At 56.8% G+C, this 14036-nt stretch carries 13 protein-coding genes and 1 tRNA gene; 10 read left to right on the top strand and 4 right to left on the bottom strand.

All coding sequences use genetic code 11. The features are described 5' to 3' along the window. Positions 1-2: 2 nt before the first annotated feature. The 6 genes from minD to ABD735_RS17960 all read left to right on the top strand — a co-directional run bounded on the left by minD (position 3) and on the right by ABD735_RS17960 (position 5696). Positions 3-812, top strand: a complete 810-nt coding sequence (gene minD / locus ABD735_RS17985) for a septum site-determining protein MinD (protein WP_344809065.1) — start codon at positions 3-5, stop codon at positions 810-812. Positions 813-814: 2 nt separating this feature from the next. After that, complete coding sequence (gene minE, locus ABD735_RS17980; protein WP_344809063.1) at positions 815-1063, top strand: cell division topological specificity factor MinE; 249 nt, start codon at positions 815-817, stop codon at positions 1061-1063. 160 nt (positions 1064-1223) lie between these two features. After that, positions 1224-1994 carry an START domain-containing protein gene (locus tag ABD735_RS17975; RefSeq protein ID WP_344809061.1) on the top strand — a complete coding sequence of 257 codons (771 nt, stop codon included), beginning with the start codon at positions 1224-1226 and terminating at the stop codon, positions 1992-1994. Next, positions 1991-2662, top strand: coding sequence for a TetR/AcrR family transcriptional regulator (locus ABD735_RS17970; protein WP_344809059.1), 672 nt, complete (start codon positions 1991-1993; stop codon positions 2660-2662). Before ABD735_RS17975 ends, ABD735_RS17970 begins: the two co-directional genes overlap by 4 nt. A gap of 94 nt (positions 2663-2756) precedes the next feature. Then, positions 2757-4193: a PhoH family protein gene (locus ABD735_RS17965; RefSeq protein WP_344809057.1), complete on the top strand. Its 1437-nt coding sequence runs from the start codon at positions 2757-2759 to the stop codon at positions 4191-4193. A 12-nt stretch (positions 4194-4205) separates the two neighbouring features. After that, entirely contained in the window at positions 4206-5696 is a 1491-nt protein-coding gene (locus ABD735_RS17960; protein WP_344809055.1) for a cryptochrome/photolyase family protein, read from the top strand. On the opposite strand, the gene ABD735_RS17955 is transcribed toward ABD735_RS17960, so the two are convergent. The 4 genes from ABD735_RS17955 to hemA form a co-directional block, all read right to left on the bottom strand. Continuing rightward, positions 5680-6471, bottom strand: a complete 792-nt coding sequence (locus tag ABD735_RS17955) for a HesA/MoeB/ThiF family protein (protein ID WP_344809053.1) — start codon at positions 6469-6471, stop codon at positions 5680-5682. The two genes, ABD735_RS17960 and ABD735_RS17955, sit on opposite strands and share 17 nt — an antisense overlap. Next, positions 6468-7454: a peptide chain release factor N(5)-glutamine methyltransferase gene (prmC, locus tag ABD735_RS17950; protein WP_344809051.1), complete on the bottom strand. Its 987-nt coding sequence runs from the start codon at positions 7452-7454 to the stop codon at positions 6468-6470. Before prmC ends, ABD735_RS17955 begins: the two co-directional genes overlap by 4 nt. After that, on the bottom strand, positions 7447-8538 hold the full coding sequence (gene prfA / locus ABD735_RS17945; RefSeq protein ID WP_344809049.1) for a peptide chain release factor 1: 1092 nt from the start codon (positions 8536-8538) through the stop codon (positions 7447-7449). The genes prmC and prfA overlap by 8 nt, the downstream gene beginning before the upstream one ends. Positions 8539-8604: 66 nt before the next feature. Beyond that, complete coding sequence (hemA, locus tag ABD735_RS17940) at positions 8605-9948, bottom strand: glutamyl-tRNA reductase (protein ID WP_344809047.1); 1344 nt, start codon at positions 9946-9948, stop codon at positions 8605-8607. Positions 9949-10219: 271 nt separating this feature from the next. Between hemA and ABD735_RS17935 the strand changes: the two genes are divergently transcribed. The 4 genes from ABD735_RS17935 (at position 10220) to ABD735_RS17920 (ending at position 13866) form a co-directional block, all read left to right on the top strand. Continuing rightward, positions 10220-12037: a tetratricopeptide repeat protein gene (locus ABD735_RS17935; RefSeq protein WP_344809045.1), complete on the top strand. Its 1818-nt coding sequence runs from the start codon at positions 10220-10222 to the stop codon at positions 12035-12037. Positions 12038-12056: 19 nt separating this feature from the next. Then, a complete protein-coding gene (lolB, locus tag ABD735_RS17930) occupies positions 12057-12731 on the top strand; it encodes a lipoprotein insertase outer membrane protein LolB (protein WP_344809043.1) in 675 nt (224 codons plus the stop codon). Beyond that, the gene (ispE, locus tag ABD735_RS17925) at positions 12731-13711 is read left to right on the top strand and encodes a 4-(cytidine 5'-diphospho)-2-C-methyl-D-erythritol kinase (protein WP_344809041.1); all 981 of its coding nucleotides are present in this window, start codon (positions 12731-12733) and stop codon (positions 13709-13711) included. Before lolB ends, ispE begins: the two co-directional genes overlap by 1 nt. Before the next feature lie 80 nt (positions 13712-13791). After that, positions 13792-13866 (top strand) — tRNA-Gln (locus ABD735_RS17920). Positions 13867-14036 lie beyond the last annotated feature (170 nt).

Raw genomic sequence — 14036 nt, 5'->3', positions numbered from 1 at the left:
AATTGAGTAAAATCATCGTTGTTACCTCGGGAAAAGGTGGTGTGGGTAAAACCACCACGAGCGCCTCCATCGCGACAGGACTCGCCCTGAAAGGTCATAAGACCGTAGTCATCGACTTCGACGTGGGTCTGCGGAACCTTGACCTGATCATGAATTGCGAGCGACGGGTCGTGTACGATTTCGTCAACGTCATCAATGGTGAGTCGACCCTCAATCAGGCCCTCATCAAGGACAAGCATTCAGACAAGCTCTTCATCCTGCCAGCTTCACAGACGCGCGACAAAGACGCGCTGACCAAGGAAGGCGTAGGCAAAGTGCTTGATGAGCTCGCTACAAACTTCGAGTATATCGTGTGTGATTCGCCAGCCGGCATCGAACACGGCGCTCTCATGGCGCTCTACTTTGCCGACGAAGCCATCGTCGTCACCAACCCGGAAGTATCCTCGGTGCGGGACTCGGATAGAATACTTGGCATTCTCAGCAGCAAGTCCAAGCGTGCCGAGCTGGGCCAGGATCCAGTCAAAGAGCATCTCATCCTTACCCGCTACAATCCTGTTCGCGTATCCAAGGGCGAGATGCTGAGCGTAAAGGACGTCGAGGAGATTCTCTCGATCCCTTTGCTCGGCGTCATTCCTGAGTCGCAGTCAGTGCTCACAGCGTCCAACCAGGGTGTTCCCGTTATCCATGAAGAAGAAAGTGACGCAGGGCATGCCTATCGCGATGCTGTTGGCCGCCTGTTGGGCGAAGAGATCCCCCACCGTTTCATTGAGCAGTCTCGTAAGGGCTTCTTCCAGCGAATGTTTGGAGCTTGAGCATGAGTTTTTTTGATTACTTCAGAACAAAAAAAACCGCCACAGCCAATATGGCAAAGGAACGCTTGCAGATCATCGTGGCCCACGAGCGCAATCGCCGTGGCAGGCCCGACTACCTTGACAAGCTTGAACAGGAACTCCTCGAGGTGATTGGCAAATACGTCAAGATCAATCGCGAGGACGTTCAGGTTCAACTTGACCAGAATGATGACTGCGCAGTACTCGAGCTGAATATCACCCTGCCGGACTAGCGGCTCGCCTACCGACGCTTTCCGCTCCAAGCTTTCGACCTCACCGGTGCTGCAAGGGGTCGAAAGCGTCTCAGTTTGCCACAGATGCCTGTGCTAATATCCGCCGCGCGTGCTGTGCTAGCCAGTCAGCTGAACAGAATTCTCCAACGAAATGGCATCTATGACCCCACCGAAACTTGACGCTGCAGCTCGATTGCTCAGCTTTGCGCCCCACCACGAGCTCGTTCGCGTGATCCTGCGTTTTTCTACATTGCTCCTCGCGAGCCTCAGTCTTCTTATTGCCTCAGGCACCAGCCGTGCGGAACTGCTGATTGAAGATGAGCAGTGGAAACGGGATTATGAGAAGGATGGCGTTGTCGTCTATACCCGCCCTTTTCCCGGCAGCGATTTTCAGGCCTTCAAGGCCGTGTATACCCTTGAAGCCTCGATAGAAGACATTATGGCCGTGATGTCGGACCCAACTTCATGTACGGAGTGGGTCTTGAACTGTGTGGAGTCCTGGGGGTTTGACGACAAGCAGTTTTCCAAGCGCCATGCCTACAGCGTGAACGACCTGCCCTGGCCGGTCATGGACCGGGACTACGTTCTGGAAATCAACACCAGCAAGGCGTCAGATTCGGACACCATCGTCATGGATCTGTATGCCGTAGACGACAAGATTGCGCCGAACAAGAGCTATGTTCGGGTCAGCAAACAGGAAACCCATTACCACATCAAACCACTAGGCGACGAACAGACCGAAATTGTTTGGCTGCAGCATACCGAGCCTGGTGGCGCCATTCCGAGCTGGCTGGTCAACGCGCTCATCGTCGATATTCCCTTTAAATCACTCAAGGCGCTTGAAAGTCTCGCCAATTCCGATAAGTATCAGGATCATCAGATCCAGTACAGCGATGACGGCGAGATAACAGGAGTCGAAAAACAGCCTTGAGTGAACAGCCTCGGCGCAGCCGCGCCATCGATATCGAAGACAAGGTCAAACGGCGAAGCGATATCGAGCGGGCTGCCGCAGAGTTGCTGATACAGGATACCGACACCCTGCCCTCTGTCAGCGATATCGCCAGGGCGGCCGGGCTGGCCAAGGGCACGCTGTATCTCTATTTCGACACCAAGGAAACGATTTATTTCGCCATCCTGGCCAGGCATTACTGCACCCTGCTGGCCGCGCTCGATGAATTCTTCAATAATGACAAGCAGACGGCCGACCCTATCGACGCCGCCGTCGGACTCATTGCCGACTTCGTTCGCCTGAATCCCGACTTCATGCCACTGGCCTGCCAGAGCGCCGCCGTGCTCGAACGCAAGGTCGATGAAGAAGTCATTGTCGAGTTCAAGTCCCGCCTGCTCACAGATATGGAGCGTGTCAGCATATCGATTTGTCGCCGAATAGCAGGCCTGACTGAAGCGGATTGCGTACAGCTCCTTATACAGACTCATGCCATGCTGCTTGGACTGTGGCAAATGCAGCATCTTCCGGCTGAGGTGAATTGCATATTGAGAAGTCGAGGCCTCGCGGCCCTCATTCCTGAGTTTGATTCAGGGATACGCCGGGCGCTCCGGCAACTCTGGCAGGGTGCATTGCTGGTCCGTGCCGGGTGACATTATTCTTCGAAGACAGAACATCTGACGGTCGCATCACATTCCGATAGGCTGGCAGGTAACCACACAACAGACGCATAGACAGGTGGTAAAGATGGCGCTGCGCCAGAGCAATAAAAAAACCTATGTCCTCGATACCAATGTATTGATCCACGACCCGAATTCCGTGCTGAATTTCGAAGAGCACAATGTGGTGATTCCGCTTACCGTACTCGAAGAGCTCGACCACCTGAAGAACGGGAATGCCTCGATTGCAGCCGATTGCAGGCAGGCCATCCGTCTCATCGACCGCCTGCTTGGGGATGCGTCTCCCGAGCTTATCGAGAGCGGCGTACCTATCTTCCGCGAAACCAGTAACGAGCACTCCGGCTGCATTTCCATCCTCATGGATCAGTCCGGCAATGAGCAGCTGTCAGATACGCTGAATGACAACAAGATCATCAATGGTCTGCTGGCTTTGCAGGAGCGTCAGCGCAAGCTGAATCAGGCACTGCGCAGTGAACAGGGTGATAGCGAGAAAAAGGGCGATCAGCTGCCAAGCGTCGCCGTACTGGTGAGCAAAGACATCAACATGCGGCTAAAAGCGCGTGCCTGCGGTGTTGAAGCCGAGGACTACCATACCGACCAATTGATTGATGACATCGACCTGCTCTCCAAGGGCTATCGGGAGTTCGAAGGGTCCTTCTGGGACAACATCGAGAAGGTCGAAACCAAGCAGGACGGCGGGCGCACCATTCATATCCTTCCTGTCATCGACGCACTCAAGGGCATGTCGATCAATGATTTCGTGGTCGACAGGCAGGATTTCATCGGCAAGGTCTGTGGTTTTGGCGATAATACTGTGCACATCCTCGATCTCACCCATCACCACCTCATGGACCGGGAAGCCTGGGGCCTGATGCCAAGAGACATCTTTCAGGCGATGGCGCTGGACCTGCTCATGGATCCTGATATACACCTGGTGAACCTGACCGGTGCAGCTGGTAGTGGCAAGACGATACTTGCACTCGCTGCAGCGATAGAAATGACAGTGGCCAGCAAGGGCTACAAACGTATCATCGTGACCCGCAGCACCCAGGGCCTGGACAAGGACATCGGCTTCCTGCCGGGTACTGAAGCCGAGAAAATGGAACCCTGGCTCGGCGCCATTACCGACAACCTCGAAGCCCTGCACCAGGATGACGAGAATATGACGGCGAGCGTCGAATACATCCTGCAAAAGGTGCCGATTCAGTTCAAGTCATTGAACTATATCCGAGGCCGGAGTTTTCAGTACAGCCTCATCATCATCGATGAGTGCCAGAATCTGACCCCTCACCAGGTGAAGACCATCATCACGAGGGCTGGCACCGGGTCCAAGGTCATCTGTCTGGGTAACCTTGCCCAGATCGACACGGCCTACTTGAGCGCACCGAGTTCGGGGCTCACCTATCTCACCGAACGCTTCCGTAATTTCGAGCATGGCGGGCACATCCATTTGCAGGGTGTCCCGAGATCCATACTGGCGCAGTTTGCCGAAGCCAATCTGTAAGGGGTTTTCAGGGTGAGTGATGATAAGGGCTGCGTGCTGCATTGGTTTCGCAACGACCTGAGGCTGGCCGACAACCCTGCGTTCACTGCGGCGGCCACCAAGGCCGCAGACGACGAGCGACCATTGCTGTGTTGCTTCGTCATCTGTCCGAATCAATGGCAGCAGCACGACGCGGCCCCCATCAAGCTGGACTTCCTGCGACGATCCCTGATCGAGCTCGCCTCGGCCCTGGAGAAGCTCGGTAAGCCACTGTTTCTGCTGACTGCCGACGACTTCACGACAGTGCCAAAGGTGCTCGAGGACTTCGTGGAAGCGGTGGACGCTCGCGCGCTGTACTTCAATGAAGAGTATGCCGTGAACGAGCATCGACGCGATCAGGCCGTGGCCAAGCGACTCAAGCCCCTCATTGAGTGTGTCCATAGCTACCGTGACCAAAGCATTCTGCCGGTGAAGTCAATACGCACCAACGCCGGCGAGCCATACAAGGTGTTTACCCCTTACAAGCGCAGCTGGCTCGAAGTAGCCGATACTTCCCCGATTTCACTGTGGCCAAAACCTTCCAAATCGAGGAACCCGGACAAGAAGCTCATTTCAGCGGCAGCTGAACTATCAGTTCGAGCAGACACAGCGAAAGCCATCGACTCGGCGTTTTCAAAGCTTGATCTGATTGACTCGAGTGACTGGGCAGCCGGTGAGGACGCGGCCCATGACGAGCTGGAAGCGTTTATCGAGTCCTATGCAGAGGACTACGACCGTCTGCGGGACAGACCAGCCGAAGATGGCACCAGCCGGATATCACGCTTCCTGGCCAACGGCACCCTGTCTGGCCGTCAATGCTATGTGGTGGCCACCGAGGCCAGACGTCGGCTGAAGTCTGGAGGCGCCTCTGAAGACGCCGTGAAGGGTATCTCGACCTGGATTAGTGAACTGATCTGGCGTGATTTCTATATTCATCTGATGACGGACAATCCTCGCCTGTCCATGCACCAGCCGTTCAAGACAGAGACAGATAAACTGAAGTGGAACGATGATGAAGCCGGCTTTGAAGCCTGGTGCGAAGGGCGCACCGGTATTCCCCTGGTCGACGCAGCCATGAAGCAGCTGAATCAGACAGGCTGGATGCATAACCGTCTGCGCATGGTGACTGCGATGTTCCTGACGAAGAACCTGTTTCTCGACTGGCGTCGAGGCGAGCAGTATTTCATGCAGAAGCTGATCGACGGGTATCTCCCCTCGAATAACGGTGGCTGGCAATGGAGCGCTTCCACTGGTACCGATGCAGCCCCCTATTTTCGGGTTTTCAATCCGGTGAGCCAGAGCCGAAGCCACGATCCTGACGGCGCCTTTATTCGAAAATACCTGCCGGAGCTGGCGTCGCTGGACAACAAGAGCATTCACGAGCCTGATAAAAATCAACGCAAGGACTGCGGCTATCCAGAGGCGATCGTTGATCTGAAAGCGACCCGCGCGTCCGCTATAGAGCGCTTCAAGGCCTTGGGCTAGGTGTGTTACCACACACGGCACACTCAGGATCCTGGCTGAAACGAAGCGTTCTGAAGAGAACACCTGTGGCATCGTAAAGCAGCAACTTCCCAAGACTATCCTGGTGGCGACCGAACAGAACCTTGGTCGCCTCTACGGCCTGCAGCGCGCCAATCACGCCCACCAGGGGAGACAGCACCCCGCTTTCGGCGCAGTTTGCCGCCCCGCCAGACTCGTCAAGATCACCATACAGACAGTGGTAGCAGGCTGAGCCTTCGACCCGGCTGTCAAAGACGCAGAGTTGCCCTTCGTTGCGTATCGCAGCGCCGGACACAAGCGGTACCCGACGGCTGACACAGAACTTATTAACGCCAGCCCTGGTGGCAAAATTATCGCTACAGTCGAGCACGAGGTCGAAATCCTCTGGGGCACCCGTTGCTTCGGTAAATCGGCTCACTACCGACTGCACCCGGATATGTGGGTTAAGCGCACTCAGACGAGCGCACAAGGCTTCGGCTTTCGCTTGTCCAATATCAACACTGGTAAAGCCAATCTGTCGCTGCAGGTTGCTGGCCTCAACCGAATCGTCATCAAAAATGGTGAGGGACCCTACGCCGCTGGCGGCCAGATACATGGCAGCTGGACAGCCCAAACCACCTGCGCCAACTATGGCTACCCTGCCCTGCTTCAGCGCCAGCTGACCTTCATAATCGATACCCGGATGCAGAATGTGGCGACTGTAGCGTAAGAGCTCGTCATCAGAGAGGCCAGTATCCGGCTGGCTAGCGTCGGTCATTTTGCCGCTCCGGCTATTTGCACAGCTGCCACTGAATGTCGTGCCATCGTCACGCGTGGCTGTCCGGCCAGATCCAGCGCTGTGGCAACGTTTTCGTAACCGGCTTGTCGCATCAATTTGCGAACAGCTGGTCCCTGGTCGTAGCCATGCTCCAGCAGCAGCCATCCCGTGGGCTGCAGCCAGCGCGAAGCGGCCGCAACGATGTGCCTGATGCTATCAAGTCCATCAGTGCCTGAGCTGAGGGCAAGCGCCGGCTCGTGACGCAATGCAGGAGCATCCAGATGAGGATCCCCTTCGGCGATATAGGGAGGGTTGCTGATGATGAGGTCGAAACGCGGAGCAGCTGACTCGTGTGAAGCCGCCATTCCGTTCTCCAGGGCATCGAACCAGCTACCGAGAAGCAAGGTCGTCTGCCCGGCAAAGCCATGGCCAGTGACGTTCGTGGTGGCCACGGCCAAGGCCTCTGCCGAGACGTCTGTCGCTGTGAACTGCCATAGCGTCTCTTCGGTAGCCAGCGCACAGATGATGGCACCACTGCCGGTGCCCAGTTCCAGAACATCCAGCACGGTCTGCCCCGTTTCAATTTCGAGCTGCCGACCAAGCTGCAAGGCCTGAGTCACCAGCACCTCAGTATCCTCTCGTGGAATCAGGACGGCATCGGTGACGTACAGTTCCAGGCTCCAGAAGTCCTTTCGACCCAGAATGTAAGCCAGCGGCTCACCGCTAAGGCGGCGCTGCAGTAGCTGCTCAAACCGGTGTTGCACTTCAAGGCTTAACCGTGTGTCATCGAAGGCTCTCAGCCAGGCTCTGGACTTGCCAGTCATCTCGAGTAGCAGCAGCTCTGATTCGAGACGGGCTTCATCTGCATCGGCACCCCTCGCCTTGAGCGCCTGGCCAGCCATCAGCAAGAGCTGTTTGACGGTTCTCTCTTCACAGGAAGAGTCTGCGCTGTCTAAGCCGGCGGACTCAGCGGAATCAGGCATCAGCGTCATTCAGGGTAGCCAGCATTTCGGCCTGATGCTCCTGAAGCAGGGGCATAATGACAGGATCCAGGTCACCCTGAACCACCTCATCCAGCTTGTAGAGCGTCAGGTTGATGCGATGATCAGTGAGACGGCCCTGAGGAAAATTGTAAGTTCGAATCCGCTCGGAGCGATCACCACTCCCCACCAGCAACTTGCGCTTCTGCGCCTGCTCGCTGGCCTGCTTCGCCTGTGCCGTATCGAACAGCCGGGCCTGCAACAGCGACATCGCCCGCGCCCGGTTCTTGTGCTGGGAGCGTTCATCCTGACACTCGACAACCGTACCAGTCGGCAGGTGAGTGATTCGTATTGCGGAGTCGGTCTTGTTGACGTGCTGACCACCGGCGCCACTGGCCCGGTAAGTGTCTATTCGAAGATCGCCGGGATTGATATCAATAGCGGCGACTGCCTCGACCTCTGGCATAACGGCCACGGTGCAGGCTGATGTATGTATCCGCCCCTGTGACTCCGTGGCCGGAACGCGTTGAACGCGATGCGCTCCGGATTCAAACTTCAGCGCGCCATATACATTATTCCCCGAGAGTCTCGAAATCACTTCCTTGTAGCCGCCATGATCGCCATGGCTCTCGGACAGAATCTCGACCTGCCAGCCGCGCTGTTCCGCATACCGGCTATACATCTTGAAAAGATCACCAGCAAAGATGGCCGCTTCGTCACCACCGGTGCCGGCCCTGACTTCGAGAAAGACGTTTGCGGTGTCTCGCGGATCTTTAGGCAATAGCAGCAACTGCAGTTCAGCTTCGTGAGTTTCAAGCTCGGCCTTGAGCTCGTCAATCTCATCCTCGGCCATGGCCTTCATCTCGGCGTCATCCTCGGCCAGCATTTCCTTTGCCGCGGCAAGGCCAGCCTCGGTTCGACGAAAGGCACTGAAGCGTGTGACCAGCGGTTCGAGCTCTGAAAACTCCTGTGACAACTCCCTGAAGCGTGTCTGGTTATGGATGACATCAGCATCACTCAGCATGGCCGATACTTCTTCGTGGCGATCCTGGAGTTGCTCGAGCTTGCGACGTATTGAATCTTTCATGTGGCCTGTTCGGAAACCTGTTCGATAGTGAGGTAAGGAGGGTTGGTCAGCGCAGAAGATATGACGCTAGGATTCTGGACGTGGATGCCTGTCCAGGCTTTCAGGGTCAGCGGATTCGAGAGGCGTTTCCGGGGCGGCTGGAACATTCGCCGGCAGTTGAAACAGATCCCGCAGCCAATCGCTGGCTTCCTTGCGGCCTTCAGCGTGGGCACGCCGCACCTGCACGGTGGGATGATGTATCAACTTGTTGGTCAGGGCATGGGCGAGTTGTCGCATGACGGCTTCTACGCTCTGCCCCGAATCCGCCAGACGAAGCGCCCTCGCCAGCTCCAGATCGCGCACTTCTTCAGCTCGCTCACGTAGTGACTTGAGCACATCAACGGTTTCAAGCGAACGCAACTTGTACATGAAATCGTCGACACCCTCGCGAATGAGATGTTCTGCCTCTTTGGCAGCTTCCTCACGGGCACGCACATTGCCTTCGATGACGGCTTCCAGATCATCTATGCCATAAAGATAGGCATCTTCGATATCGGCCACTTCAGCTTCGACATCACGCGGAACGGCGATGTCGGCTATGAACATCGGCTTGTGGCGGCGCTTTCGCAGAGCAGTCTCAACCGCCCCCTTGCCCAGTACGGGCAGCGGCGCCCCGGTAGACGCAATCACGATGTCTGCCTTCGCGAGGTGTTCCGGGAGATCACTCAGCAGAATCGCTGCCCCACCGGTTTTCAGAGCCAGACTTTCAGCGCGGCTCAGGGTCCGGTTGGCTATGATCAGATGCTCGATATTACGTTGCAGCAGGTGCTTGGCCACCAGCTCTATCGTTTCACCGGCCCCTATGAGCAGTGCCGTACACTTATGCAGATCAGGAAAGATTCGACCAGCCAGCGACACTGCCGCGTAGGCTACAGACACCGGATTGTTGCCAATGGCAGTCTGGGTTCGCACACGTTTCGCAACAGTAAAGGCATGTCGAAACAGTCGATCGAGCACGCCACCTACGGTGCCACTCGATCGCGCCACCGTAAAGGCGTCCTTGATCTGCCCGAAAATCTGTGGTTCTCCCAGCATCAATGAATCCAGACCGGACGCAACACGCATGAGATGACGAACGGCGGCCTTGCCTTCGAGGAAATACAGACCAGGTTCCAGCTCGGCCCGACCGACATCATGGCCCACTTCATGGTAGCCACAAAACCAGTCGCTCATCCGACCTGCATCGATATCGGCACCGCTCATGTAGAGCTCAGTGCGATTGCAGGTCGACAGTATGACCACCTCATCCACACCCAGCGCGTTCAGGGCCAGCTTGAGAACGGCGGGCACCTCTTCGGCCTGAAAGGCTACGCGCTCGCGGAGGCTGACTGCAGTGGTTTTATGACTGAGACCGAAAACCTTGATCGTCATGGGTGTCCGTCGCTGAGGAAATCCGAGCGTCCGCGTACCGCGAATCCTGACGCCGCTCAATTCGCCATATTAGCATGCGTCCGGGCGACTTGCAGCCACCCCATCGAGACGGCATTCGATCATGGCCTTTGCCTGGCCGGGAATTTCTGTACAAGCTGTAAGGCATCCGTAAGGCTCTAATCGCCGCCAATAGTTGCGAATCGGGACGCCTGAATGCACACTCTGACGGAACTTCTGGTACAGACCGGATCTCAGAACAGGAAAGGCCTTCATGACCCGTAAAACTTCGCTGCCGCCACTGATAGCCTTGCTGGCCGTCGGCGTCCTCACTGGCTGCGCCTCCAATGGCAGCGATCATCAGGGAATGAGTAAAGCCCAGTACCAGTCCCGCCAGACGATACCTGAAGGCCATGTTCGCGATCCGATAACGCTGCAGCCGATCAAGATAACGCCTGCGGAAGACTATACTGATACTGCAGTAAGCGGCATGTCCGAAAATACGGTCAGGCTCCTCGTCGAAGCCGAAATCTCCGGTCATCGTGGTGACCTCAAGCGCCTACTGAGTGACTACTCCGCCGTGGCACTGGAAACACAGGATCAAGCCGTGATCCAGCGTGCCTTCGAGGCTGCCCAATACATGAAGGACGATGATGCAGCTTTGGCGCTGGCTACGCTCTGGACTGACGTGGCGCCAGATGATCTCGAGGCTCATCAGCATGCGGCCGTCTATCAGCTCAAGGCTGGCGACTTTTCATCAGCCCTCATGCACATGGAACGGGTCATGGAGCTTGGTGGACAAAGCACCTTCGATCGGCTCGCGCTGCATGCCACGACGCTCGACCCTCAGACACAGAGCAGCCTGCTTGAGCTCTACGCAGAGCTCATCGAGCGTCACCCGAAAGAAGCCTCGCTGCGCTATGGTCACGCCACCCTGCTCGCGCACAGACAGCAATTCGAAGAAGCCTACGCCGAAAGTGGGGATCTCGTACGCCAGCATCCGGACGAAGCCAATTATGTCGCGCTGCACAGCAAGCTGATGCACAAGCTCGAAGGTGCGGACGCGGCACTCAGCTATCTGAAAAAACAGCGTAAGCGATTACCCAAGAGCATGCAGATCGGGGTCCTGTTGGCACAGGCGCATCTGGATGAGGAACAATTCGAGGCAGCTGAAAAAGTCTACGCGGATCTGGCCGATCAGTTTCCGAAAGTCCCGACGCTGAAGCGGTCCTACGCCATCATCGCGTTGCAGAATGACAACGTCGAGGCGGCGCGCCAGGCCCTGCAGTCACTTGTGGCCGAAGACAAGCTGACCAACGATGCGCATTACTACCTCGGTCGCATTGCCGACCAGGCAGATGAAATCGACACCGCCATTCATCACTACTCGCAAGTCACCTCAGGCGGCAACTTCGTCACCGCACTGGCGCGGAGTGCTTTTCTCCTCCGCAATGCGGATCGCGACGCTGAAGCCGCAGCCATGTTCGCTCACGCCCGCAGCCTCTATCCTGAGCAGAGCGAGGCGATCTGGCAGGTTGAAATCAGTCTCTACAATGAGACGAATGATCACGAGGAAGCCCTCGAGGTCGCTGAACGTGCTGTGGATGAACATCCCGAAAGTCTCGACCTCAAGTACAGCTATGCCATGACAGCCGACCGGGCCGGTCAGATCGACGTACTCGAGCGCGAGCTGCGTGAAATTCTCGAGCAGGATCCGGATAATGCCATCGCCCTGAATGCACTCGGGTACACGCTGGCGGATCGAACAGATCGTCTCGAGGAAGCCGAGAAGCTCATCAAGCGGGCGCTCGAGCTGGATCCATCCAATCCCGCGATCATGGACAGCCTTGGCTGGCTGCTCTATCGCCAGGGCTCAGCAGCCGAAGCCCTGCCCTATCTTGAAAAGGCCTACATGGCCTTCCCCGACCCCGAAGTCGCAGCCCACCTTGGTGAAGTGCTCTGGGAAACCGGTGAACAGGCCCGCGCGCGGACAGTCTGGCGTGAAGGACTCATCCAGGATGATGACCACAAGCTTCTGCTTGACACCATCCAGCGTTATGGCCTGACCTCGGCGCAACTGACCAGCGACTGATGCATAAGGCTGTATTACTGTGAACCTGCCATTCCTTCGCATCGGACTCCCCGTCCTGCTATCGCTTCTGCTGCTGGGCGGCTGCGAACTGAGCGCGCCGCGCGAGCCGGTGGTCTTCGGTGTTCAGCCGGCGGACTGGGCGAATACGGCGGCACGCCTGCGTGGCTTCGACCACTGGACAATTGAAGGCAAGATCAGTGTGCGCCGTGACGACCGCATCGATACTGGCCAGATTCGCAGCTGGACGCAGGATGAGGCTGCGTACGACATCGAGCTGGCTTCAGTCATCCTCGGTCTGGGGGCCACACGTGTGCGTGGAGACGACGCCACAGTCACCATCCATCAGGCGGGTGAGGAACCGGTGACGCTGCTACAGGATCCGGAGCGCGCTTTCTTCAGTGCTTTTGGCTGGCCTCTGCCGGTTCGGCAGATCAGCAGCTGGATCAAAGGCCTGCCTGCGGCAGTGTCTGACGGCTCTGCCCCTGAGATCACCTTCGGAGCCGGCGGTGAAGTGATTGGCATCGAGCAGGATGGCTGGTCGGTCAGCCTGCGCAAGCATCAGCCAGTGGATATTGGCAGCTATCAACCCCTCCTGCTGCCGCATTTCGTTCAGCTGAGTCGTCTGCCTATTCCCGGGCAGGATGCGCAAGTCACCATCAAAATGGCCATTTCGAACTGGACGCCTTTCAGATAATGGACTCGCTCCGAATACCCCCCTCTCTCAGCGTGCTGGCTCCAGCCAAGCTCAATCTGTTTCTCCACATCAATGGTCGTCGTGAAGACGGTTACCACGAGCTACAGAGCCTGTTTCAACCGGTCGACCTCTTCGACACGCTGCGCTTTGAACACGAGGCTTGCAGCACCAGGCAGCCAGACGATGTCGCCATACACTTGCGCCTGGACCCCTCGTCGCCTGTCAGCCTGCCTGCAGAGGCCTCTGAGCATGATAAGCGCAGCAACCTGGCCTTCCGCGCCGCCGAGCTGCTGAGGCAGCACCAGATCCGGATGAAGGGCGAAGATCCACTGGCAAATGCCGAACTGCACATTACCCTCACAAAAGTGATTCCGGTGGGCGCCGGACTCGGTGGCGGAAGCTCGGACGCTGCGTCGACGCTCCTCACACTCAACCGGCTGTGGAACCTGAAGCTGCCGCTGAAAAACCTGTGCTCGCTCGGCTTGCAACTGGGCGCCGACGTGCCGTTCTTTCTCTATCAATCAGCCTGTCTGGCCGAAGGTATTGGTGAAGTGCTGACGCCACTCAAGCTGGCTCAGGAACACTTTCTCCTGATCCATCCAGGCTGTCATATTTCGACGCCTGCAATTTTCGGCCATCAAGCCTTGACAAGAGACACGCCAAAACGCAAAATTGCGCCCGCTTTACGAGATGAGCTGACTGCTTCACTGAGTCCGCTCTGGAGCAGCAAGATGTTCGGAAATGACTGTGAAACAGTCGTCCGGTTTCAGCACCCCGAGGTCAATGATATTTTTGACTGGGCAAGTGCTGAAGGTCAGACCTGCCGTTTGACGGGGACCGGATCCACAGTGTTTATTCCATGTGGTCCTGTTGCGAATCCGGAGTCTGCAAGCCTGGCGAACAGGCTGGCGCAGAAGTTACCGTCAGCCTATAACAGCAGGCTTGTATCGGGGCTGACATCGGGTTCTCACAAACTCTGATCAGTGCTAGAATAGATAACTCGTAATGCCTTGAATGAAGACGCTCTTGTCCCTTTGAGGTCGTTCATTACATGAATTATTGGGGTGTAGCCAAGTGGTAAGGCAGCGGGTTTTGATCCCGCCACGCGTTGGTTCGAATCCAGCCACCCCAGCCATCTTTTCCGTGGCGCGACACCTAGTCGCCCACGGGTGTCGTTGCAAGTTCAAGCACAGCCGGCAGCCATCAGCATTTCACATGCTTCTGCAGGCTGACTTGCAGGTCCGGGTAGCCTATCCGCCGCTGAGCGACGCATGACATGACTGTATCCTCGAAACTATCTCACGA

The organism is Allohahella marinimesophila, from assembly GCF_039538005.1.
GTDB classification, from domain to species: domain Bacteria; phylum Pseudomonadota; class Gammaproteobacteria; order Pseudomonadales; family Oleiphilaceae; genus Allohahella; species Allohahella marinimesophila.
Note: the sequence above shows the minus strand (reverse complement) of the source record. Positions and strands in the feature narration are given on the sequence as shown.